This window comes from Rhizobium sp. BIGb0125, assembly GCF_024810055.1.
Lineage (GTDB): Bacteria > Pseudomonadota > Alphaproteobacteria > Rhizobiales > Rhizobiaceae > Agrobacterium.
This window is the reverse complement of sequence record NZ_JANUDV010000008.1, coordinates 81,439-104,316: the sequence shown is the minus strand read 5'-3', so window position 1 is coordinate 104,316 and position 22,878 is coordinate 81,439. Positions and strand designations below refer to the sequence as shown.

Below are 22,878 nucleotides of genomic sequence, written 5' to 3'. Positions count from 1 at the left end.
TGTTTAACGATGACGGAAAAGCCGCCACCGGTTATAGGAATGGGCATGGAAACGGATGGAAAAAACCTTCGCCGCGGCTGGACCACGGGCACTTGCGCAACCGCAGCGACGAAAGCTGCCTGCGCCGCCTTGTTGACCGGCGATTTTCCATACCCTGTCGAGGTGGAACTTCCAAGCGGTGCCAGACCCGGCTTTTCGCTTGCCACCCATGAAATGGGCACAGATTACGCCCGAGCCGGGGTTATCAAGGATGCGGGTGACGATCCTGATGTCACCCATGGGGCGCTGATTGAAAGCACTGTCAGACGGGGAAAACCCGGAAGCGGAATTGTTTTCAAGGCAGGGCAGGGCGTCGGCGTCGTTACCCGTCCCGGTCTGCCGTTGCCGGTTGGAGAGCCGGCTATAAACCCGGTTCCCCGCAAGATGATGGAAACCGCGATTCATGAAGTCGCCGGTGCCAACGCCGATTTTGAAGTCGAGATTTCCGTTCAGGACGGCGCAAAAATTGCCGAGAGAACCCTGAATGGCAGACTTGGCATTGTTGGAGGCATTTCCATTCTCGGCACCACCGGTGTGGTTATTCCCTTTTCCTGCTCCGCATGGATACACTCCATCTGGCGCGGCATCGATGTGGCGCGCGCGGCCGGTCTGACCCATGTCCTCGGTGCCACCGGCAATACCTCCGAAAAAGCCGGACAGGCTTTTTACGGGCTGGATGAAATCGCACTCATCGATATGGGCGATTTTATTGGCGGTATGCTGAAATATCTGCGCAGCCATCCCGTTGAAAAAGTGACCATTGCCGGCGGCGTCGCCAAGATGACCAAGCTGGCGCAAGGCATGCTGGATGTACACTCCAAACGTGGCCTTGCCGATCTTGATGCGCTGGCGGCTTTGGCCAGCGAGGCCGGCGCCGAGGCAGCGCTTATCGACCAGATAACTTCCGCCAACACGGTTGCCCATGCGTTTGAAATGGCCGAAACCAACGGTATCGATCTGGGCGCCGTGGTGGCCAAAAAAGCGTGGGTCACCGCTGCAGCGGCGCTGAAGCATCCCGATATGTCGCTGGAAATCCTCGTTTTTGACCGCCTTGGCATACTCAAGGGCCAAAGTGGCTTCGCCTGCTCGGTTCACGCGTCTGCATTCCCCTTGGGTGAACGGAACCTGCGGACATAGTCTGTGCTGTAAAGCGCGCTTTCACGGAAATCTTCCGAAGCAAGGCCCTTGCCGACAAAGATCAATGCGGTACGCTCAACCGGTTCCTCAGCAAGTTTTGCCTCGATGTCCCCAAGCGTTCCACGGATAATCCGCTCCTCTGGCCAAGAGGCACGCACCACGATGGCCACCGGGCAATCACCGCCATAAAGCGGTGTCAGCTCTTCAACCACCTTGCCAAAGGCGTGAATGGCAAGATGAATGGCAAGTGTTGCCCCTGTCGCACCAAATGCCCTAAGGTTTTCCGTCTCCGGCATTTTGGAGGCGCGACCAGACACACGGGTCAACACAAGGCTTTGCGCCACCTCCGGTACAGTCAGTTCCCGCTTTAAGGTGGCCGCTGCTGCTGCAAAGGAGGGCACGCCAGGCGTTACCGTATAATCCAGCCCAAGACGTTCAAGTCGGCGGATTTGTTCACCCATGGCACTCCAGACCGAAAGGTCGCCCGAATGCAAACGCGCCACGTCCTTGCCTTCACGGGCAGCCGCAGCATATTCCGCTTCGATTTCATCCAGCGACAAGGCCGCCGTATCAACAATACGTGCGCCGGGCGGGCAATAATCCAGCAACGCCTTTGGCACCAGTGATCCCGCATAAAGGCAGACCGGGCAGGCGGCGATCAGATCACGCCCGCGCACTGTAATGAGGTCTGCAGCGCCCGGACCGGCACCAATAAAATGAACTGTCATTCCTGATCTCCTGACGTGGCAATTGCCACCGTAATCTCATTGATCACCATACGCGGCGCGATAAGTCTTGAACTTGGTCCCAATGCCGCAAGGGCCGAGGCCTCACTGAGGCTTGGGGAACCGGAATGCGCTTCGCTTACTGCCGAGCGGGTGAGGGTGCGGCTCGCCGCCTGTTCAAAATCTGCCTGCGCCACGACAACAAAGGCCATGTTGCGTATGGTTGCGGCCTCCAGCAAAGCTGGCTCGTCAGCCTTTAACGGTGCCGTGGCGATAAAGTCGATATTGACCTTATGCTGCCTGGCCGCCTCATCCAACGCCGCCATGACCGCTTCAACGCTGACGCCCTTGCGGCATCCAATGCCCGCAACAATCACGCCGTTTCTCCCGGTTTTACCCAGGACCATTGGGTGACCGGCATGGCCGGACGCCAGCCTTGCATGCCACCGACCGGTGCAGCACGAGATACTTCCAGCCGGATCAGTGAACCGCCAAGCCGGGCTTGAGCGGCCAGCAACACGGCCTCCATTTCCAACGTCACAGCATTAGCGACCAATCGACCACCTGGCTTCAACGCTCTGACTGCGCCATCCAGCACGCCAGCTTCACTGCCGCCGCCGCCGATAAAGATTGCATCCGGCACCGGCAAACCCTCAAAAGCATCAGGTGCAGTACCGATGACAACTTCCAGCCCCGGAACACCAAAGTTTTCGGCATTACGAACAGCGCGTTCTGCCCGCTCCGCATTCTGCTCGATGCCGATGGCCCTGAGGGACGGGTGCGACAGCATCCATTCAATCCCAATGGAGCCGGAACCCGCACCGATATCCCAGAGAACTTCGCCATAACGGGGGGCAAGCGATGACAAAGTCACGGCGCGAATTTCCCGTTTGGTGATCTGGCCGTCATGCTCAAACAGGGTGTCATCGAGACCGCTCGTAAATGGCAAGACACGCGCTGTTTTATGCGCAACCACGTCCACCGCCAGCACATTCAGGGGATCAACATCAGTGAATGAAAATGCAGAGGCCTTTGTTTGCCGTAGTGTTTCACGTGAACCACCCAAGGCCTCGAGCAATGTCAATTCCGAAGTGCCGAAACCAGTCTCCGTCAAAAGCTCCGCCACCAGGGCAGGCGCCTTGTCATCGGATGTCAAAACTATGAGTTTTGCATCCGGCTGAAAATACGGACGGATGAGATCAATCGAACGACCATGCAGGGACACACATTCGACATCCTGTAACGCCCAGCCGAGCCTTGATGCGGCAAGCGAAAACGCCGATGGCGCGGGATAAGAGAGGGTTTCCTCTGCCGCCACATGCCGCAGAAGCGTGACGCCGACCCCGTAAAAGAATGGATCGCCAGAGGCCAACACGCAGACTTTTTTGCCGCGCAGCGCCACGACGTCGGCCATTGCGACATCAAACGGCACCGGCCAGGATTTCGCGTCGCCCTTAATCGCGTCGGCAGCAAGCGAAAGATGTCTTTTGCCACCGAACACAAATTCTGCTTCCTCAATGGCAAGGCGGGCATTTTGGCTGATGCCATGCAGCCCGTCTTCGCCAATACCGACGATCGAAAGCCAAGGGGTTTGTGCCTTTTCGGTGGAAGCCTGTCCATTTCCGGCATATTCAGAAGCCATGACACGTTCCATTCTTGTTCTTGGCGGTACCGCCGATGCCCGTATTCTCTCGGGCAAACTGGCGGAAGAATCCGGCTATCGGATATTGCTTTCTATGGCAGGACGCACTCGCGAGCCTGTCAAACAGCCGGTTCCGGTGCGCATTGGCGGTTTTGGCGGAGCAGATGGTCTTGCTTCCTTTATCATGGACAATGCGTTTGATTTGCTGATTGATGCGACGCATCCCTACGCCGCACGTATCTCTGCCAATGCCGTTCATGCTGCGCAGCAGGCGCAAGTGCCGCTGATTGCGCTGGAGCGGGCGCCGTGGCAAAGGCAGGTGGGTGACCGCTGGCAGGCCGTTGCCGATGTCAATACGGCGGTCGGCGCAGTGGGCTCCAGCAGCAAGAATGCCTTCCTTGCGCTTGGTCGCCAGGAGCTCTTGCCATTTGAGGCCGCGCCCCAACATCATTACCTGGTCCGCAGCGTCGATCCGGTTGAACCACCTCTCAATGTGCCCGATGCCCGTTACATCACCGCGCGCGGACCCTTTGTACTGGAGGACGAGATTACCATGCTGCGCGATAACCGGATCGACATCATCGTGTCCAAAAATTCCGGCGGCACGGCGGCTTATGGTAAGATCGAAGCGGCGCGGCAGCTGGGCATCGAGGTGGTGATGATCGAACGCCCGCCGCATCCCTGCGCCGCGACGTTGTCCAATATCGAAGCTGCGCTCACCGCCATTAAGCATCAGCTTTCCCTTTTGGAAAACCGTGGTGAATAAACAATCGGTTCTTTGCCATCGCGCATGATAAGCCGGGTTTCTTCGGTACCGACGATAATGCAGGTTGCCATGTCGGCCATATCGCTTGTCGCTTCCGACAGCGGCACAACACGGATACGTTCGTCAACACGCCCTGCCGCACGGCCGAAAATAACCGGCACCGTGCCCGGTAGATGGGCTCGCAACACCTCGAATGCAGTCGACAACTGATGCGGGCGTGCCTTGCTGACCGGATTATAAAACGCCATGACAAAGCCGGCACCTGCCGCCGCAATCAGGCGCTTTTCAATCAGCGCCCAAGACTTGAGATTGTCCGAAAGCGATATTGCGCAGAAGTCATGCCCAAGAGGAGCACCAGCCTTGGCCGCAACCGCCAGCATGGCCGTCACACCTGGCACCACCGAAAATTCAATATCACGCCACGCGTCAGGACCATTTTCAATGGCCTCACAGACCGCCGCAGCCATGGCGAAAACGCCGGGATCACCACCGGATACCACGCAGACATTGCCACCCGCCGCAGCCAGCGTCAGCGCGGCTTCGGCGCGGGAGATTTCCTCGCGATTGTCAGAGGCATGGCGACGCTGATCCGGCCGCAAGGACAGGCGGTCGAGATAGGGAATATAGCCGAAAAAATCGTCTGCCGCTTCCACAGCTGTCAGAGCTTGCGGTGTTATCTGCGCGAGATTGCCCGGACCGAGTCCAACAACGGTAAGACGGCCGCTCATGGACGGTCTTTCCAGCCAGGAACCAGAACCAGCGAAAAATAGGGAGCAGGAGAACTGTCCCGCTCGCGCATCGGAATGGCCGCACTGTTCGCCATCGTGCCACGCTCGACATAAAGCGCGCTTTCCAGCTTGCCGGCCTTTTCCAGTGCCTTGCGAATTTTGGGCAGGTTGCGTCCGACCTTCATGATAACAGCACCGTCAGTGCCAGACAGACGTTCTGCGAGGATGTCTTCCGAAAGCGTGCCAGGCAGGACACTCAAGATGTCGTCGCCCTGTACCAGTGGAAGGCCAGTCATCGACCAGCAACCAGACATCGCCGTGATACCCGCCACCACTTCCGCCGGATACGATGGCGCAAGTCGCAAATGCAGATGCATATAGGAACCATAAAACAGCGGGTCGCCCTCGGACAGCACCGCGACATTACGTCCCTGATCCAGATGAACGGCAATATCCTTGGCCGACTGATCAAAGAATCCGGCTATCGCACCGCGATAGTCCTCGCCGTTCTTATCGCTTTCCACCGTAACTGGGTAAACCAGCGGCATCTCGATGGTGCCTGGCCGGATGAAAGACTCGACAATACCGCGACCATTGCCGGTGCTTCCTTTTTTGCAGAAGAACGCCAGCACATCGGCAGTTTCAATGGCGCGAACGGCTTTCAAGGTCAGAAGTTCAGGATCGCCCGGGCCGGTGCCAACACCAATCAGCTTACCTTTGACATTTTCATGTAGAGCAGCACTCACAGACCCGCCCTCGCGATGGCATTAACCGCGGCAGCAGTCATGGCCGAACCACCCAGGCGTCCCTTGACGATGGCGTAGGGAATACCGAGCGGGCTGACCTCCAAAGCATCTTTCGATTCCGCAGCCCCGACAAAACCAACCGGCATGCCGATAATGGCGGCCGGACGCACTCCGCCCTTGTCAAGCATCTCAAGCAGATAGAACAGCGCGGTTGGCGCGTTGCCAATGGCGACAAGAGCGCCATCAAGTTTATCTGCCCACAGATCAAGCGCTGCTGCAGACCGGGTATTGCCAATCTGTTTTGCCAGCTCAGGCGTGCGCGGATCACGCAAGGTGCAGATCACTTCGTTATTGGCCGGAAGACGTGCGTGGGTAACGCCACGCGCAACCATCTCAGCGTCACACAAAACAGGTTTACCGGCCTGCAATGCACCACGCGCAGCGACAACAAAGTCTTTGGAGAAACGGAAGTGCTGCGCGGCTTCGACCTGTCCGCAGGCATGGATCATACGGATCGCAATGTCAGCCTCATCAACTGTGAACGCAGAAAGATCGGCCTCCTCGCGGATAATGGCGAATGAGCGTTCGTAGATGGCATTCCCATCGCGGATGTAATCGTAGTCGGTCATCAATTATCCTGTTGGAGCAGCGCGCTGACAGTTTCGCTTCCCAAACGGGAAAAAAATGCACGCGCGTTTTCTCCGGGCTTATGTTCTTTTTCGTAAAGCTGGGCAAGCCGCGAAAGCGCAGCCTTTTGTGCGCCAATCGGCAGAACAGCAGTTGGTGGGTCTCCGACACGCGCTGAAAGGCCAAAAGCCAGCCCTTCAGCACGGCCGTGAAAAGCCAAAAGCGCTGGTGAGGGATGTGCACATCCCTTGGCGCAGCCTGATAAATGCAGCGTAAATGATCCGTCCAGTATCGAGCCACATTCAGCAGCTGCATGGTCTGCAAGCGCATGGGTCGGCATGAAGGCTGAACCACAAGCTGGAGCGCCCGGACAGACGGCGATGGCAGATCGGGGATCTCTTGCCATCGTCACAAAACCAGCCGTGGCAGCATAGGCAAGCAACTCTCGGCAATCCGCTTCGCGGCCACAAAATATCAGAGAATGCGATGGTCCAGGTCTGACATTTGCCAAACCCAGTACAACTGCTTGCTGAAAGAGCGAAGCCAACATCTCGGCTGAAATTTGTCCGAACGCAGGTGCAAGTCCAGCAGCAAAGAAACCATCACCCAACGGCATCAGACCGTAAGGCGAATTTGCAACGTGTGGGGCAACATCGACATCGTGGTCCAGCAACCGTTCACCGCAGACCATACGCACGGTCGCCAGATTCAAATCCCGTCCACGCGCATCTGGCCCGCTTGCCGCAAGGTGCGAAAGCAGATCAATGACCACACAAGCAGCGTGTTCCTGGCGCAGCAAACCGGCTTTCAAAGCCTTATTTTCCGCGCCACCCAGCGTTAGTTGCCAGAATATCTCGCCATTCATTGTCACTGCTTTCAGACGGATATCAGCCAGCAGATCACTGAGACTGACATGGCCACCACCGTCAACGATGACCGACATCTTCGCCGCTAACCTGTCGTGAAGACCAAGCTTTTCAGCCGATAAACGAATCCGGTGTACGATGTTTCGTGTGTCCGCAATTGCGGTTTGGTCGACGCCAACCAGCGGTGACGTTTCAACGGCCAGACCTTGGCGAATAGGCAAGCCAAGCTGCAAAACATCACGCTCCAACCCAGTCGCACTTTGTGCTGTTAGACCACGAAACTGAAGTCCGCCACGGGCGGTGATATCAACCAGACCATTGCCGTGCCGGGTGGCCAATGCGCAAAGTGTGACAAAATCCTGCGGAGACACATAACCGGTAAAGGCCACCCGAGACAGCAGACCGTCACCGGTCTGCATCGGTGCAGACAGTGCCGGACAAACGCCGCGACGCGCAAATGGCTGTATGTCGGAAAGCGGCAATGCACTCATGTTGCCACCCTGATCTGTCGGGATGTGAGCAGCATTTCCAGCTCAGCGTCCACGGCGTTACGACGGCTGTGCCAGAGATTTCGGCGGCGGGCAGAGATAAAGCGCTGCGCCATCACTTCAGCTGCCTGCGGGTTTTCTTGCAGAATGAAATCACGAACCGCTTCGTCGCCGAAATAGGCATCATAAAGCGCCTCAATCAGCGATGACGGAACGACATGAGTGGTTTCAGCAAATCCAATCAGTCGATCAACCGTTTCGGCAAATTCGGCAGCCCCACGCGGCCCGTGGCGCATTTGTCCGGCGATGAACCGTGGATTGACTGCGCGAGCCCGCACCACACGGGTCAAAGCTTGGGCGATGGATCTTGCCCTTGGGCGAGCCGGATCAGTGGTGTCCAGTGCCACGACATCTGCGGCTTGACCAAGTACCGCCTTGGCAGCAGCAAAACCACCGATAAAGGCGACATCGGAAGAACCATCGAGAAGATCCCGCCCGGGATCATCACCAGTATGGATCAGAAATTCAGCCTTTTGCACCTGACCAGCAAAGCCGGTATCAGCAAAGACATCCAAACCGTCGGCACCGCCAAAGGCATGGCTAGCAGCATCAAGATAGATTTGCCCCAATTCATCGCGCTCATCCCAGCGGCCATTTGCCAATTTTTCTTCAATCCCCGCTCCATATGTGCCGGGTGCAGAGCCGAAAATACGCGCGGGAATACGACCCAACGTGACGGCTTCCTCAGCCAGCGGATTATCGCCAGGCGCTTCTTCACGCTGCGCAATCGCCTTGGCCGCAGCATCCAGCAGCGCAATCAGAGCTGGAAACATGTCGCGGAACAGGCCGGAAATGCGGAAGGTAACATCCACTCTTGGACGTCCAAGCGCAGCCGGTGGCAAAACCTCGATGCCAGTCACCCGGCCGGTGGCAGTATCATAGATCGGCCTTGCACCCATCAGATGCAGAGCTTGCCCGACATCCTCGCCGCCATTGCGGAGAGATGCCGATCCCCAGAGGTCGAAAACCAGATGTTTTGGCCAATCACCGTTGCTTTGCAGATAATGCCGCAACACCTCTTCACCCGCCATCCGGCCCAGTTCAAACGCCGTTGGTGTGGGCATGGTGCGCGGATCGGCAGCGTAAAGATTGCGCCCGGTCGGCAACACATCCAGCCTGCCACGCGCTGGAGCACCTGACGGGCCGGGAACTATGTGCTGGCCGTCAAGCGCTGCCAACAAAGCTGCTTTTTCCGCGGCTGCACTTTGAGTTCTCAGCGGGTCCTGTTCGCCATCCACCGCGCGCCCAAACACGTGCTGGCCATCCTTGATGGCAAAATCCTTGAGGTCGCAAAGAAAAGCATCAATGCGCGACAGCGCCGTATCGGCATCATCACCCAAGTCAACGCCGGCATCAGCCGCTAGGCCCGTATCGCGTGCCTTTTCAACGATCAGTGTGGCCAGTCTATCGCGCCGGCGGCGGTCAAGCCCGTCAGCCTGTGCATATTCATCGACAAGCTGCTCGAGCGCAGCCTGATCCGGCGAAAGACCAGCTTCCACCAGCACGGGTGGAATATGCCCGATGGTTACGGCAGCAATACGCCGTTTGGCGACGGCAGCTTCACCCGGATTGGAAACGATAAATGGATAGATGACCGGCAGGGACCCGGTAACGATTTCCGGAAAACACGCTTGCGACAGCGCAACGGTCTTACCCGGCAACCATTCAAGGGTGCCATGGGCACCAACATGGATCACAGCATGTGCGTCAAGCTTTTCACGCATCCAGGCACCAAAAGCCACCAATGCATGACGCGGAGGCAAGGCAGGATCGTGATAATCAACACGCCGGTCTTCGTTGCGTCCGCGATCAGGAGCAAGTGCGACCGTCACCGCGCCGAAATGCGCTGCTCTAAAATGGAAATGACCATCAGTAACGACATCGTCCAGTGCCGCGTCACCCCAAGTGTCTTGTAAGGCCTGACAAGCAGACGACGGGAGCGATGCACAAAAGGCGGCATAGTCAGCCTGCGAAAGCTCAGCTGTTTCGCCTTCAATACGATCCAGCAAACCGCGTGCGGTGTCAGGGATGTTTTCAACGCGGTAACCAGCATCACTGAGGTCACGCATCATCTCCAGCACGCTCTGTGGCACGTCCAGACCAACAGCATATCCGGTTCGGCCCGGTGCGGCACCGGGATAGTCCGGCATCAGAATGAGGAGGCGTCGATCGGATGGTTCTGCACTCTTGAGCCGAAGAAAAGCTTGGACGCGTGCAGCAACCTGCTCGACGCGATCAGCTTCGGCGACGTTTACCAGCCCTTGCCCACCCTGCGGATCAAGCTGCTTGAACGAGATGACCCCAGCCAGAATGCGCCCGTCCAGCTCTGGCAGCACCACATGCATGGCAAGATCAGACGGGTTGAGACCGCGCATATTGTCGACCCAGCCATCATGACGTGTTGTCGCCATGATGACCTGAAAAACCGGAACGCCCAATCGGTCGAAAAGCGTATCGCCAACATCGTCGGTGTGGCTTGCAAAAGCAGTCGCAGCGATGATTGCTGCAGGTTCCAACAGAGGCAGCTTCTCCTCTAGAAACCGAATTGCCTCAGCGTCCTTCAGGCCGCTGACGAAAATCGGCAATGGCGCAAACCCACGCCTTTCCAAAGCCGCAAACAACGCATCGACAGGCGCGATATCCGCCGCCAGCAACATCGAGCGGTAAAACAACATTGGCAAGACAGGTGCATCGGGAGTAAAGCCATCCAATGCTCGCTCAAGATCGACAAACCCCTCACCGGGTCGGTAGAACCCGGCCTTTGGCAAAGGGTCTGGTACGATCTTAGGCCATGCTTCACCCTGAACCAAAGCGCTCAAACCGGCGGACAGCAGCGCCATATTGGAGCTGCCGCCTTCGCGGAAAAATGACAGGATTGCCGAAAGAGTAGAAGCGTCAACGGTGGACGCCGCTTCCAATTTGTCGTCCCGCTCGCTGCATTCACCGGGCAAAAGGACCAGTTTGATGCCACGTCGCCTAGCCATCAAACCAAGCTGATCGACACCGTAACGCCAACGATCTGCACCGCCGAGAATCCGGATAAGGATCAGTTTCGCCTTTTCCGCCGTCTTCTCAATCCAAAGATCGACAGACATGGGATGGCGAAGTTCGGACAGGTTGGCAGAGACGAGGGAGAGAGAGCCAGTACATGTCTGCTTCCAACCACGCTCCAGACCTGCCAGATCGCTGCTAGAAAAAGATAACACCACCACATCCGCCTGTGGCTGGTTGAGATCAACCGGCTCGATCAGGTCGTCGAGAGACGAAGATGTGGTGGCGAGAATATGCATGGATCAGGCCGCAAGCATCTTTTCGATTTTTGCGCGATCGATACCCTTTTCACCAATGACAACCAGACGGCTGCGGCGGGTTTCGCCTGCTGCCCATGGGCGATCAAAATAATGATTGACGCGCGAACCTACTGCCTGCACCTGCAGGCGCATAGGCTTGGCGGAAACCTCGACAAATCCCTTGATGCGCAGCACGTTTTCCGCAGCAGCTGTTTCAGCGATACGGGACGCCAGAGCTTCCGGGTCACTTACCGCCGACAATTCCACAACGAAGCTGTCGAACTCGTCGTGATCGTGGTCTTCTTCCTCATCGTGATGGGTATGGCGATTTTCAATGTCGTCTTCCACAGCAAGACCAAGACCGATCAGGACAGCGGGATCAATGGCGCCATTGGACGCTACAACGATCTTTGCAGCCTTGGGCAGATGTTCGCCAATATGCGCCTTGGCGCGTTCCAGACCTTCGGCATCCAGCAGATCGCCCTTGGTCAGGACGATAAGGTCAGCGCAGGCAATCTGGTCTTCGAACACTTCTTCGACCGGATCGTCATGGTCAAGCGCCTCGTCATTGGCACGCTGGGCAGCAAGAGCATCCAGATCATGCGAGACCATGCCTTCTGCAAGTGCAGCACCGTCGGCAACAGCGATAACAGCATCCACCGTGACGCGGCTTTTGATTGCCGGCCACTGGAACGCCTGCACCAGAGGCTTCGGCAGGGCAAGGCCGGAAGTTTCGATCAAAATATGCTCCACCTTCGGCTGACGGCTGAGGATCTGCTCGATCGCTGGCTGAAAATCATCGGCAACCGTGCAGCAAATGCAGCCATTTGCCAGTTCAACGATATTTTCTTCCGGGCAGCTTTCGATACCGCAGCCCTTGAGGATTTCCCCATCAATGCCAACATCGCCAAACTCATTGACGATAATCGCAAGACGCTTGCCTTCCAGTTTTTCCAGAAGACCACGCAGAAGCGTGGTTTTTCCAGCACCCAGAAAACCGGTGACGATGGTGCAAGGGACACGGTCCAGCGAATTGCTCATGATTTTTCCTCTGTGTAATCAAATGGTGGAATACGGGCAATCATGCCGCGTTTCAAACTGTCGGGACGTCCGCGCCAAGGCATAAGACCGTCCGGCGCACTGGCAAGCAATTGCGCGCCGATCAGCAGGTCGTCAGCATCGTCTTGTGCAAGGCCGCCAAAAATATAGGACCAGCCATCAACACTGCGAATACTGGCGCTCAAACCACGCTTGCAATTGGCAAGACAATTGACGCTACGTACCTCGATGCCAACATCCTGGGCCTTCGCGATAGCGGCAGATGACAAAAGCGCGCCGGGGCGGGGATCGGCATTCGGATCGTCCTCGCTGCGACAGTTTCGGCAGACAAATACGACGACACCATCAGCGGTGCCGTTTTGTGTTTTACCATCAGGGCAGGGTGATGTTGCCGTAATATCCAAATCCGTATTCGCTTTCCGCGCCTTCAAAAAAATCATGGGGTGCGGTTATCGAAAACGGCAATTCATCGCGATGAGAGCCAGATATTCGATCGGTTCGACTGACCGGAGCACCCCGCCCGACAGACGTATTTTCCTGAAACGGCAGGTCTCCTGGCTTGCGGCTTATGGCGCCCGTGTCGCCGCCTTCCCGAACATATGTCCAGTGGCGTTTCGGCGTGGGCTGACCGCTTACAGTTGCGGGGGCAGCCACGGAGTGGCCCGTCAAATCGGGGCGGAACCGTGTTCCCTCTTAGCTTTTCCCGTTGCCGGAAAAAGACCGTCAGTGATTTACACTTAGGCGCAACCGCTGCTGCGGTCAATGCAAAGCCCACATGCCGCCAGCATTGCCGGGTGAGGCAAATTGGCTATAGTTGCCGCTTCGCAAATAGCAGATAAGCGTTTTTAGACATAGCAATGACAGGAATACCGCCATGACCCGCGAGATTACCGAGACTGAGGCCGAGCGTCACCGCCAAAAAATGGTCAATCGCAAAGCCGTCCAGGATGCCGAAGTCGCGGAAAAAACGGTCGAAAAAGGGCTTTTGATCGTCAATACCGGACCGGGTAAAGGCAAGTCTACCGCGGCCTTCGGTCTGGCGCTGCGCATGCTTGGCAATGGCCGCCGCGTCGGTGTCGTGCAGTTCATAAAGGGCGCTTGGGCGACCGGTGAACAACAAGCCTTGACTCTGTTCGGAGACCGCGTCGAATGGCGCACCATGGGCGAAGGTTTCACGTGGGACACTCAGGATCTGAAACGCGATGTCGCCGCAGCCGCCAAGGCATGGGCGGAAGCAAAGACGCTTATGGAGGACAAAACGATCGGACTTCTTGTCCTCGACGAGTTGAACATTGCTCTCCGCTACGAATATCTTGACCTGAACGACGTGATCGAGACATTGCAGAACCGTAGCCCCGATTTGCATGTTGTCGTCACCGGCCGTAACGCCAAGCAGCCTTTGATCGATGCTGCTGATATGGTGACTGAGATGACGCTGGTGAAGCATCACTTCAAGGCTGGCGTCAAAGCCCAGGCCGGTATCGAGTTTTAGGATAAAACCACATGGCAGCACGCGTTCTGATGTTTCAGGGCACCGGCTCTGATGTCGGCAAATCGCTTATGGTCGCAGGCCTTGCCCGCGCCTTTGTCAAACGTGGCTTGTCGGTGCTGCCATTCAAACCTCAAAACATGTCCAACAATGCTGCTGTGACCGCTGACGGCGGTGAAATTGGCCGCGCCCAGGCGCTACAGGCGCGCGCTGCCGGCGTTCCTCTATCTGTTCACATGAACCCGGTGCTGTTGAAGCCGCAAAGCGAAACCGGTGCGCAGGTGGTTGTGCAGGGAAAGGTCATTGGTAATGCTAAGGCTGCCGATTACCAGCATATGAAGGCAGGTCTGATGCCGCATGTGTTAGAGAGTTTGGAACGTCTCAAGTCACAAGCTGATCTGGTGCTGGTCGAAGGTGCTGGCAGTGCCTCCGAAGTCAATCTGCGCGCCAATGATATTGCCAATATGGGATTTGCCCGTGCCGCCGATGCACCCGTCATTCTGATCGGCGATATTGACCGAGGAGGCGTTATCGCCAGCCTGGTTGGCACCAAAACGGTTCTGGACCTGGATGATGCGGCGATGATCGAGGGATTTATCGTCAACCGTTTCCGCGGCGATCCAACACTGTTCGACAATGGAATGCGGATCATTGCCGACAAAACCGGATGGCGCAGCATAGGCCTTCTGCCTCACTTTGCCGAGGCGCAACAGCTACCGGCCGAAGACGCGCTTGGCCTGAGTGGGCCCGCCACACAAAAGCCCGGCGCAAAAATCCGTATTGCAGTGCCGATCCTGCCGCATATTTCCAATTTTGATGATCTCGATCCTCTCGACATGGAAGAGACTGTCGAACTTGTCAGGGTGAGACCCGGACAGACCATTCCAGCCGATTGCGCGCTGGTTCTCCTGTGCGGATCAAAGTCGACAATTGCTGATCTGGAAGTGCTGAAAAAGTCCGGGCTTGATATCGATATCAAGTCTCACGTCAGACGCGGCGGTTATGTGCTGGGCCTGTGTGGCGGCTATCAGATGCTGGGCAACACGATCGCCGACCCAAAGGGCATCGAAGGACCGCCAGCCACGGTCGAGGGTTTGGGCCTGCTTGACGCCGACACCGTTTTGACAGGAGATAAGCGCCTCGCCTCGGTGACCGGTTCAAGTTTCGACGGTACTTCATTCTCCGGCTATGAAATGCACGTCGGCATTACCACTGGTAAAGACTGCGACCGACCGTTTTCATCTGTCGATGATCACATTGAAGGGGCGATTTCACCGGCGGGGCGTGTTCTCGGCACCTACATCCACGGTCTTTTTGCCGATGATCGACAAAGAGGCGTGTGGCTGGAGCGGTTAGGTGGCAGCAGTTCGGCACTCAATTACGAACAGCAGGTTGATGAAGTCCTTGATCGATTGGCGGCCCATATGGAAACTCATCTCGATCTGGACAGACTTTTGGCTATCGCCCGATAACAAGAACTAGACAACCAAACAGCGCAATCAGCAATCCATCGGCGATCCGTGTCAGCTTCAAGGCGCGACGAATGTCGGCGGCCGTCAAGTCACGACGTCCACCTCTGCCCATAAAACGTGCCTCAATCATCTGGCCATCATAGGAACGCGGGCCAGCAAGCGCGTAGCCCAAAGCACCGGCAAGTGCCGCTTCCGGCCATCCAGCGTTGGGAGAGCGATGATGATGCGCATCACGTTTGATGGCATTCAGCGCACGCTTGGGAGACGCGTCCTTTACGAACACGGCAGCGACTACGAACAGATAACCAGTCAGACGTGAGGCTGGCAGATTGACCAGGTCATCCAGCTTGGCTGATGCCTTGCCAAAGGCTTCATAACGCTTGTTGCGGTGGCCGATCATGCTGTCTGCCGTGTTGATAGCCTTATAGGCTGCACCACCGGGCAAACCCAACATGCCGATCCAGAAAGCGGGGGCAACGATGCCATCGGAAAAATTTTCAGCCAGACTTTCAATTGCTGCCCGGCAGACGGCCGCTTCGTCAAGCTGATCCGGGTCACGGCCGACAATCATTGACACGGCTTTGCGACCACCTTCCAACCCTTCGGCTTCAAGTGCGATTGCAACCGCCTCGACATGCTGCTCAAGGCTTTTCTGTGCAGGCAATGCAGCGCAAACGATCACCACAAACAAAAGGCCAAGGGGCAGAAGAAATAAAACGGACTGCACCAGCGATGCCAGAAAAATGGTCACCACCAGCAAAACAATCAACGCCGTCATACCCATGACTTTTCGTTTTGCAAAATCGTCACTCTCCCGGTTCCATTTTTTATCGAGGAGCGCAATAAACGAACCAACCCATGTCACGGGGTGCCCGATACGGGCAAAAAGCCAGTTCGGATAACCGGTGAACCGTTCGATCAGCAGCGACAGGAAGGCGAGAGCGAAAAACATGGACAGTCCAATAGCAGAAAAGATTGAGCCTGTGATCCTGCACGGCGGAAATCTTGCCCGGGCCCGTAGCCTGTTTCCACAGGCACCAAAGCCCTGGATCGATCTTTCGACCGGCATCAATCCAATTTCCTATCCACATTCGCCCATTCCGGCAGAGGCTTATTCGCGCCTGCCAGAACCGGCATTGGCAGAGGTCCTTAGAGAACGCGCTGCACGCGCCTATGGCGCGCCCTCTGCGGCGTATGTGGTGGCGGCACCGGGCACGCAGATCTTGCTGCCGCTGGTATCTGAGCTGGCAAAAAAATCGGCCAAACCGAAAGCCGTCATTCTGTCACCCACCTATGCCGAACATGCCCGTGCTGCGCGATTGAATGGGTTTGAGGTGATCGAGACGGATGACTTCGCGACGCTTTCGACGGCTGATCTCGCCATCGTGGTCAACCCAAACAATCCGACCGGTCGCGTCATTTCGAAGCCAGACCTTTTAGCGCTGGCCACAACGCTGAAGGCGAAAGGCGGCATGCTGATTGTCGATGAAGCATTCGGCGATGCTGGGGACGGTTATGAAAGCTTGTGTGGTGATGTCGATCAGGACGGCATTGTCGTTTTGCGCTCATTCGGCAAATTTTACGGCATGGCAGGTTTGAGACTTGGCTTTGCAGTAGCAACACCACAGATCGCTGGAAAGCTGGAAAGCCGCCTTGGGCCTTGGGCCATTTCCGGCCCCGCGCTCCACATTGCCACGGAAGCACTGAGCGACAAGCATTGGCAGGTGGATATGCGCCTGCACCTTCGGCAAAAATCCGAACGGCTGGATGAGGTGCTGAACGCTGCCGGCCTGACCGTATCAGGTGGCACAAATCTCTTCCGCCTGGTCCGCCATGAAAACGCTGCCAAGATTTTCAGCCATCTTGGCGAACATGGCATTCTGGTGCGGGCCTTTGAAGAGAGACCGCAGGATTTGCGTTTTGGACTGCCGGGACGACAGGAAGAATGGCAGCGGCTTCGTGATGCCTTGAAAGGCGTGTAATAAAAAATCCCCGGTCAGAACCGGGGATTTTATTGGCTTAATCAGTATCAACCCTTGAAAGTATATTCCGCAATCGACGCGGGCTTCATTTCAATGGAGAAGCCCGGCAGTTTTGGCGGCATATAGGCAGCCTCACGGATATCGCAGGGCTCGATGAAGTGCTCATGCAGATGGTCGACATACTCGATGACGCGGCCTTCCTTGGTGCCGGAAACAACGAGATAATCAATCATCGACAGGTGCTGGACATATTCGCAAAGGCCAACACCACCAGCATGTGGCCAGACTGGCAGATTGTATTTCGCAGCAATCAACAACACGGCCAGAACTTCGTTCAGGCCACCCATGCGGCATGAATCGATCTGCACAACGTCAATCGCACCTTCAGCGATGAACTGCTTGAACATGATACGGTTCTGGCACATTTCACCAGTCGCAACCTTCACATCGCCAATCGCCTGACGGATCTTGCGGTGGCCGGCAATATCATCCGGGCTGGTTGGCTCTTCGATGAAGAACGGCTTGGAGAAGGCCAGCTTGTTGACCCACTCGATTGCCTGATCAACTTCCCAGACCTGGTTGGCGTCGATCATCAGGTAACGATCCGGACCAATCACTTCACGTGCAATGGTCAGACGGCGGATATCGTCTTCCAGATCACGGCCAACCTTCATCTTGACGTGATTGAAACCGGCGTCGATGGCTTCCTTGCAGAGACGGCGCAGCTTGTCGTCGTCATAACCCAGCCATCCAGCAGAAGTCGTGTAGCAGGGATAACCTTCATTTTTCAGCGTCTCAACACGGGCGGCTTTACCGGCTTCCGCCTTCTTGAGGATAGAAAGCGCATCTTCACGCGACAAAACGTCGGTCAGGTAACGATAGTCAACGATATCAGCGATTTCTTCTGCGCTCATATCGGCAACAAGCTGCCACACCGGCTTGCCAGCCTGCTTGGCCAAGAGATCCCAGACGGCATTGACGACGGCACCGGTGGCCAGATGCATGGCACCCTTGTCTGGACCGATCCAGCGCAGCTGGCTGTCGCTGGTCAGGTGACGCCAGTATTGACCCGGATTTTCCAAGACCTTTGCGAGGTCGGTACCGATGACGAGGTGGCTCATCGCCTTGATCGCCATGCAGCAAATGTCATTGCCGCGGCCGATGGTGAAGGTCAGGCCGTGGCCTTCCAGACCATCCGTGTCGGTTTTCAACACCACATAGGCTGCCGAATAGTCTGGATCGGGGTTCATGGCGTCCGAACCGTCGAGGCTCTGAGAGGTCGGGAAACGCAGGTCGTATACTTTAAGGTCGGTAATCTTGGTCATGGCCGGTTACTCGCGGTCAGGGGAAATAAAGGTTCTCAGTCGTGGTGGAATGTTTCTTCCATCATAGCCCACCACTCTCCATCCTTGCGGCTTTCAAGCGGTTGCTGACAGGGAATGGTGAAAGACCACCATTCCTGATTTTTTGGGTCGGCAGCGATACGGGCCATATCGGCTTCATAATCCGTGCCGTGATATTCCCAGTATCCGAAAAGCAGGTTTTCCGGCTCGCGCAGGAAGATCGTGTAGTTGCGGATATTGCTTTTGCTGATCAGCTCCAGAACTTCCGGCCATACCGCCGCATGAAGTCGCTTGTATTCCGCAATCATGTCCGGCTTGACGCCAATGACCATGCCCATGCGCTGCATTGATAACTCCTGTTACTGCTTTATGGTCGCCATTGCAGCGCGAAGACGCGTCTGCGGCAGATTGAGGCCGAGCTTTTCAGCCCATGCGATAACCGGTGCGATACGGCGGCGTTTTTTCTCGTCGTGATTGCCGGCAATATCGGCAAGTCGGTGAGCGAGGTACGGGTTGAGAAAACGCTCGCGAACATCGTCCACATAGGCCTTTGCCTCAGTTCCCAAACCTTCAGCGGCAAACAGCGGCAGAACCTCTTCATGCCAGACGGCTTCAAGATCGGCACGTAAGTCCAAATCTGCCATGGCTTCACGCACGGTCTCGTCCTTGGCACGCGCATCTACCAACCAGCGTTCGGCCAGATAGCTGTGGCCGAGATTGAGAAGGTAGAGCTTCAGGTTTTCGTAATGATCGAGATCATCAGTCAAAACGAGATGAGGGTGCACACAGGGCAATGTCAGCCCAGCCTGATTTTCAACAGCCCAGATGGCGTAGGGTTCTGCAACCGCACCAACCGGCTCGATTGGCTCCGAAACAATCCGGTCAACGAGGCTGTTGGCAAAACGACACTTTTCCGTCAGGTAAAACGTGAAACCCGCAGGCAGTTGCCAACTGTCGGCAAGTTCACGGATGATATCCTTCAACCGTTCGCCATTACGCGGGATCAGTTCGCAAGGGAAAATCGAGATTTCACTTTCCGGGTGAAGCTGCCAGCGCTCCAGCAGCAACAAGCACAGCTTGGCCGGAAAGCTTTTTGGAACCCGGGTAAAATCATCAGCCAATTCGACGGTATCGTCCGAATCCAGCTCATAACCCTTGTCGCCGGTGTTTGAGATAATCACCTTCGCAACAGAGGCAATCTCGCGAACGGTCTGCCAATCCTGGTTCGCATTCAGGCCAAACGCCACAGCCATGCCACGACGCTCCTCATCAACAGCGACGCCGTTTTTCAGACCACGGATACGCACCGGATAGCCATCGGGTTTACCCAGTGCAGCGATACGTGCCGCACTCTGGGCATTGCCTGTTGTCTGGACAATGGCAATCTTGCCAAGCGCCTTGCCCGCTTCCAGTGCTTCCGACACGAAGAGGTCGGCATGCGCCAGGAGAAAACGACTTGTCCCGAACTGCAGGATGGGAGTGGCTTCGCTCATTGAACCTCAACCATGCCTTTCACAACGCCAGCAGCCGGATCGAGCAGATCAGAAAACTTCTCCGGAACCTCTGTGAGTGTCAGACGGTGTGTGATCAAGGCATCCGGCACGCCACCGCTGCGCTGTGCAGCAATGACCCGTTCAAAATCCTCGATGGTCGCGTTTCGGCTGCCGAGCAGTGTGGTTTCCCGCTTGTGGAACTCCGGATCATTAAAGGTGATGTCGCTGCTGACGATCGATACCAGCACGTAGGTGCCGCCGTGACCGACGAACGAAAAACCACGCTCCATGGCCTTCGAATTGCCTGTTGCATCAAAAACAGCATCAAAAAAATCGCCGCCGGTAATCTCCGACAGCCTGTCCTTGTCGCCATCGCCGAGCTGAACGGTCTCATCGACACCAAGGTGTTTCTTGCAGAAATCCAGACGGTCTGTGCGTCCGTCAATGACAGTGACGCGTCCGCCATCAAGCTTTGCAAATACAGCAACGGCCATGCCGATGGGACCACCGCCAACGATCAAAACATTCTGGCCTTTTTCGACTTTGGCGCGGCGCACGGCATGCGCACCGATGGCCAGAAATTCGGTCATCGCGGCCTGATCAAGGCTCAAGCCTTCGGCCTTGAGAACGAATTGCTGTGGCACGCTGAGATATTCCGCCATGCCGCCGTCGCGATGCACGCCCAGAACGCCAATATTGCGGCAGCAATTGCTCTTGCCTTTGAGGCAAGCGCTGCAGTGACCGCAGGAGATGTAAGGAATGATCGTGACGACATCGCCCTTGGCAAGGGTACTTCCCTGCGGTGCTTCTTCAACAGTACCGGACAACTCATGTCCCATGATGCGCGGATAGGACAGATAAGGCTGATTGCCCGTGAAGATGTGCAGATCGGTACCGCACACACCAATGCGTCGTACACGCACCAGCACTTCGCCATCGCCACGTGACGGCATGTCCTTGTCAACGGCTGTCAGTGTTCCGGGAGAATCGCAGCTTATTGCAAGCATCACATCACCTGTTTTCAGAAGACGACCGGCGTTCGGTCAGATTGTAGAAAGAAACGGCGTTTCCACCGAAGACGGCATCGTGATGCTGCTGCGGCACGATATCGAGGCACATCTCCAGCCAGCCAGCATAATCGCCAGCAAGCCGCAGCACAGGCCAGTCACTGCCCCAGATCACGCGCGAAGGACCGAAAAGCTCAAGGATCGTTTCCGCGTAAGGACGGACAGCCTGAGGTTTCTGATCACCGGCCTCGGTCAGCAGACCCGACAATTTGCAGGATACATTGGGTAGGCCTGCCAATGCCGCCATGTTCTGACGCCATTCGCTGTAATGGCCGGTCGCTATCCAAGGTTTGGCACCATGGTCGATAACCACCGGAAGATCAGGATGGCGTGAGAAAAATTTGAAAAGTGCGGGCAGATGTCGAGGCAAAACCAACGCATCGAACACGAGACCACAGGCAATCATCGCACCGATTGCCGGGTCCAGCGCGGGATCATCGATCCAATTGTCGTCTTCCAGACCCTGCAACATGGGCCGAAAACCCTTAAGCACCGGATTGGCGGACAATGCCTTGATGGCCTCTACAGCCCCCGGGGCCTTCAAATCCGTCCAGCCAACCACACCTTTGATAAAGCTGTTACTGGCCGCCAGATCGAGCATAGAGGCGGTGTCCGCCTCGCTCTCCATCGTCTGAACCAGAACGGTGCCGTCAATGGACTGCGCGTCCAGCAAAGGCTTTAGATCCTGAGGGGAAAAATCCTGGTAGATTGCCTCCAGGGACGGCGGGGGCCATTGGCCCTGCCGATCCTTCATAAGCCAGAAATGCTGATGGGCATCAATCCGCATGTCGATCAAGCCTTGCCGCCAGGAACCGGTGCACCCTCGGCAATCAGGCCACGCTTGCGCAGCTCGGCCCAGAATTCGGCCGGAACTTCTTCCTCGAACCACTCAATGTTTGAGGTCAGCTGGCTTGCGTTGCGCGCACCCGAAACCACCGTGACGGAGGCAGGATGGGCGAGAGGAAATTGCAAGGCTGCTGCCTGCAACTTGACGCCTGTGTCAGCGCAAACAGCTTCCAGTGCTTCAACGCTTTTGACGATGTCAGCTGGCGCATCGGCATAGTTGAACTTCTTGTTGCCTGCCAGAATGCCGGAGTTGAACGCGCCGGCGATGACGATCGCGGTGCCAGCCTTGGCGCTATTGTCCATGAAGGCAAGGCTCTGCTGTTCCAGCAGCGTATAGCGACCGGCCAGCATGGCAACATCAACGTCGAAAACCTGCATGGCATCACGAATGACTTCCCACTCGTTGACGCCAAGGCCAACAGCCTTGACCGACCCTTCGTCACGCAGCTTTGCAAGCGCCTTGAAACCGCCGCCAGAGGTCAACTGCTCCCAGTAATGCGGGTGCTTTTCACCATGCGTCGCAGAACCGATGTCGTGGATGTACAGAATATCGGGTCTCAGAATTCCAAGACGCTGCTGGCTAGCGTCAAACGAACGCAAAACGCCATCATAGGAATAATCATAATTCGGGCGGAACGGCAGCGGAGCGACATAGGCATCTTCCTCCGGACCAACCGTATCGTCAGGAACCATAACGCGGCCAACCTTGGTGCTGACGGTGTAATCCTTGCGATCATGTTCGGTCAGCATCGTGCCGAGACGACGCTCCGAACGAGTGTAACCGTAAAACGGTGCGGTATCGAAATAACGAATGCCGCTTTCCCATGCCTTTTCGAAAGCACCCTTCGATTCTTCGTAAGGCGTAACACGGTAAAGATTGCCCATCTGGGCGCAGCCAAGCCCCATAAGGGTAACGTCAACGGAGCGGCGGGGCAGCTTGCGCGTATCGGATACTTTCATCGTCTGGCACTTTCAATCAGGCGTTTGCAGGAGAAACCGGCGCGCCGCGTTTC

Annotated in this window: 22 protein-coding genes and 1 riboswitch; of the genes, 5 read left to right on the top strand and 17 right to left on the bottom strand. The window is 56.5% G+C overall.

The window, feature by feature from the left end; genetic code table 11:
• The first annotated feature begins 45 nt into the window (after positions 1-45).
• Positions 46-1,176 carry a cobalt-precorrin-5B (C(1))-methyltransferase gene (locus tag M2418_RS21375; RefSeq protein WP_259148981.1) on the top strand — a complete coding sequence of 377 codons (1,131 nt, stop codon included), beginning with the start codon at positions 46-48 and terminating at the stop codon, positions 1,174-1,176.
• Here M2418_RS21375 and cobM read toward each other — a convergent pair.
• Genes cobM through cbiE form a run of 3 tightly spaced genes read right to left on the bottom strand, consistent with a single transcriptional unit; the run spans position 1,131 to position 3,543 of the window.
• Complete coding sequence (gene cobM, locus M2418_RS21370) at positions 1,131-1,904, bottom strand: precorrin-4 C(11)-methyltransferase (RefSeq protein ID WP_259148980.1); 774 nt, start codon at positions 1,902-1,904, stop codon at positions 1,131-1,133. The two genes, M2418_RS21375 and cobM, sit on opposite strands and share 46 nt — an antisense overlap.
• Entirely contained in the window at positions 1,901-2,278 is a 378-nt protein-coding gene (locus tag M2418_RS21365) for a cobalamin biosynthesis protein (RefSeq protein ID WP_259148979.1), read from the bottom strand. Before M2418_RS21365 ends, cobM begins: the two co-directional genes overlap by 4 nt.
• Complete coding sequence (gene cbiE, locus M2418_RS21360) at positions 2,275-3,543, bottom strand: precorrin-6y C5,15-methyltransferase (decarboxylating) subunit CbiE (RefSeq protein WP_259148978.1); 1,269 nt, start codon at positions 3,541-3,543, stop codon at positions 2,275-2,277. The genes M2418_RS21365 and cbiE overlap by 4 nt, the downstream gene beginning before the upstream one ends.
• On the opposite strand from cbiE, the gene M2418_RS21355 reads away from it, so the two are divergent.
• Complete coding sequence (locus M2418_RS21355) at positions 3,542-4,309, top strand: cobalt-precorrin-6A reductase (RefSeq protein ID WP_259148977.1); 768 nt, start codon at positions 3,542-3,544, stop codon at positions 4,307-4,309. The genes cbiE and M2418_RS21355 overlap by 2 nt on opposite strands.
• Here the strand turns inward: M2418_RS21355 and M2418_RS21350 are convergent.
• From M2418_RS21350 to M2418_RS21320, 7 genes are read right to left on the bottom strand one after another with little or no spacing between them, the layout of a single operon-like run.
• Positions 4,276-5,037, bottom strand: coding sequence for a precorrin-3B C(17)-methyltransferase (locus M2418_RS21350; protein ID WP_250984167.1), 762 nt, complete (start codon positions 5,035-5,037; stop codon positions 4,276-4,278). The genes M2418_RS21355 and M2418_RS21350 overlap by 34 nt on opposite strands.
• Entirely contained in the window at positions 5,034-5,783 is a 750-nt protein-coding gene (locus M2418_RS21345) for a precorrin-2 C(20)-methyltransferase (protein WP_259148974.1), read from the bottom strand. The genes M2418_RS21350 and M2418_RS21345 overlap by 4 nt, the downstream gene beginning before the upstream one ends.
• The gene (locus tag M2418_RS21340) at positions 5,780-6,412 is read right to left on the bottom strand and encodes a precorrin-8X methylmutase (protein WP_259148972.1); all 633 of its coding nucleotides are present in this window, start codon (positions 6,410-6,412) and stop codon (positions 5,780-5,782) included. The genes M2418_RS21345 and M2418_RS21340 overlap by 4 nt, the downstream gene beginning before the upstream one ends.
• A complete protein-coding gene (cobG, locus tag M2418_RS21335; RefSeq protein WP_259148971.1) occupies positions 6,412-7,767 on the bottom strand; it encodes a precorrin-3B synthase in 1,356 nt (451 codons plus the stop codon). The genes M2418_RS21340 and cobG overlap by 1 nt, the downstream gene beginning before the upstream one ends.
• Complete coding sequence (gene cobN, locus M2418_RS21330; protein WP_259148970.1) at positions 7,764-11,114, bottom strand: cobaltochelatase subunit CobN; 3,351 nt, start codon at positions 11,112-11,114, stop codon at positions 7,764-7,766. The genes cobG and cobN overlap by 4 nt, the downstream gene beginning before the upstream one ends.
• A 3-nt stretch (positions 11,115-11,117) precedes the next feature.
• Positions 11,118-12,155 carry a cobalamin biosynthesis protein CobW gene (gene cobW, locus M2418_RS21325; RefSeq protein ID WP_192490566.1) on the bottom strand — a complete coding sequence of 346 codons (1,038 nt, stop codon included), beginning with the start codon at positions 12,153-12,155 and terminating at the stop codon, positions 11,118-11,120.
• The gene (locus M2418_RS21320; RefSeq protein ID WP_259148969.1) at positions 12,152-12,577 is read right to left on the bottom strand and encodes a DUF1636 family protein; all 426 of its coding nucleotides are present in this window, start codon (positions 12,575-12,577) and stop codon (positions 12,152-12,154) included. Before M2418_RS21320 ends, cobW begins: the two co-directional genes overlap by 4 nt.
• Positions 12,578-12,699: 122 nt before the next feature.
• A riboswitch (cobalamin riboswitch) is annotated at positions 12,700-12,913 on the bottom strand.
• A 134-nt stretch (positions 12,914-13,047) separates the two neighbouring features.
• Here M2418_RS21320 and cobO point away from each other — a divergent pair.
• The gene (gene cobO, locus M2418_RS21315; RefSeq protein WP_259148968.1) at positions 13,048-13,665 is read left to right on the top strand and encodes a cob(I)yrinic acid a,c-diamide adenosyltransferase; all 618 of its coding nucleotides are present in this window, start codon (positions 13,048-13,050) and stop codon (positions 13,663-13,665) included.
• 11 nt (positions 13,666-13,676) lie between these two features.
• The gene (locus M2418_RS21310) at positions 13,677-15,134 is read left to right on the top strand and encodes a cobyric acid synthase (protein ID WP_259148965.1); all 1,458 of its coding nucleotides are present in this window, start codon (positions 13,677-13,679) and stop codon (positions 15,132-15,134) included.
• Here the strand turns inward: M2418_RS21310 and cbiB are convergent.
• Positions 15,121-16,086, bottom strand: a complete 966-nt coding sequence (gene cbiB / locus M2418_RS21305) for an adenosylcobinamide-phosphate synthase CbiB (protein WP_259148964.1) — start codon at positions 16,084-16,086, stop codon at positions 15,121-15,123. The two genes, M2418_RS21310 and cbiB, sit on opposite strands and share 14 nt — an antisense overlap.
• Here cbiB and cobD point away from each other — a divergent pair.
• Complete coding sequence (gene cobD, locus M2418_RS21300; RefSeq protein ID WP_259148963.1) at positions 16,085-17,116, top strand: threonine-phosphate decarboxylase CobD; 1,032 nt, start codon at positions 16,085-16,087, stop codon at positions 17,114-17,116. The two genes, cbiB and cobD, sit on opposite strands and share 2 nt — an antisense overlap.
• A 47-nt stretch (positions 17,117-17,163) precedes the next feature.
• On the opposite strand, the gene M2418_RS21295 is transcribed toward cobD, so the two are convergent.
• Genes M2418_RS21295 through M2418_RS21270 form a run of 6 tightly spaced genes read right to left on the bottom strand, consistent with a single transcriptional unit; the run spans position 17,164 to position 22,825 of the window.
• Positions 17,164-18,441, bottom strand: a complete 1,278-nt coding sequence (locus M2418_RS21295) for an L-fuconate dehydratase (protein WP_259148962.1) — start codon at positions 18,439-18,441, stop codon at positions 17,164-17,166.
• A 35-nt stretch (positions 18,442-18,476) separates the two neighbouring features.
• Positions 18,477-18,806 (bottom strand): L-rhamnose mutarotase, encoded by a 330-nt coding sequence (locus M2418_RS21290; RefSeq protein WP_192490573.1) that lies wholly within the window; start codon positions 18,804-18,806, stop codon positions 18,477-18,479.
• 12 nt (positions 18,807-18,818) lie between these two features.
• Positions 18,819-19,952, bottom strand: coding sequence for a mannitol dehydrogenase family protein (locus M2418_RS21285; RefSeq protein ID WP_259148961.1), 1,134 nt, complete (start codon positions 19,950-19,952; stop codon positions 18,819-18,821).
• Positions 19,949-20,959: a zinc-binding alcohol dehydrogenase family protein gene (locus M2418_RS21280; protein WP_259148960.1), complete on the bottom strand. Its 1,011-nt coding sequence runs from the start codon at positions 20,957-20,959 to the stop codon at positions 19,949-19,951. The genes M2418_RS21285 and M2418_RS21280 overlap by 4 nt, the downstream gene beginning before the upstream one ends.
• 4 nt (positions 20,960-20,963) lie before the next feature.
• On the bottom strand, positions 20,964-21,806 hold the full coding sequence (locus M2418_RS21275) for an amidohydrolase (RefSeq protein ID WP_259149084.1): 843 nt from the start codon (positions 21,804-21,806) through the stop codon (positions 20,964-20,966).
• 5 nt (positions 21,807-21,811) lie between these two features.
• Positions 21,812-22,825, bottom strand: coding sequence for an aldo/keto reductase (locus M2418_RS21270; protein WP_259148958.1), 1,014 nt, complete (start codon positions 22,823-22,825; stop codon positions 21,812-21,814).
• Positions 22,826-22,878: the final 53 nt, after the last annotated feature.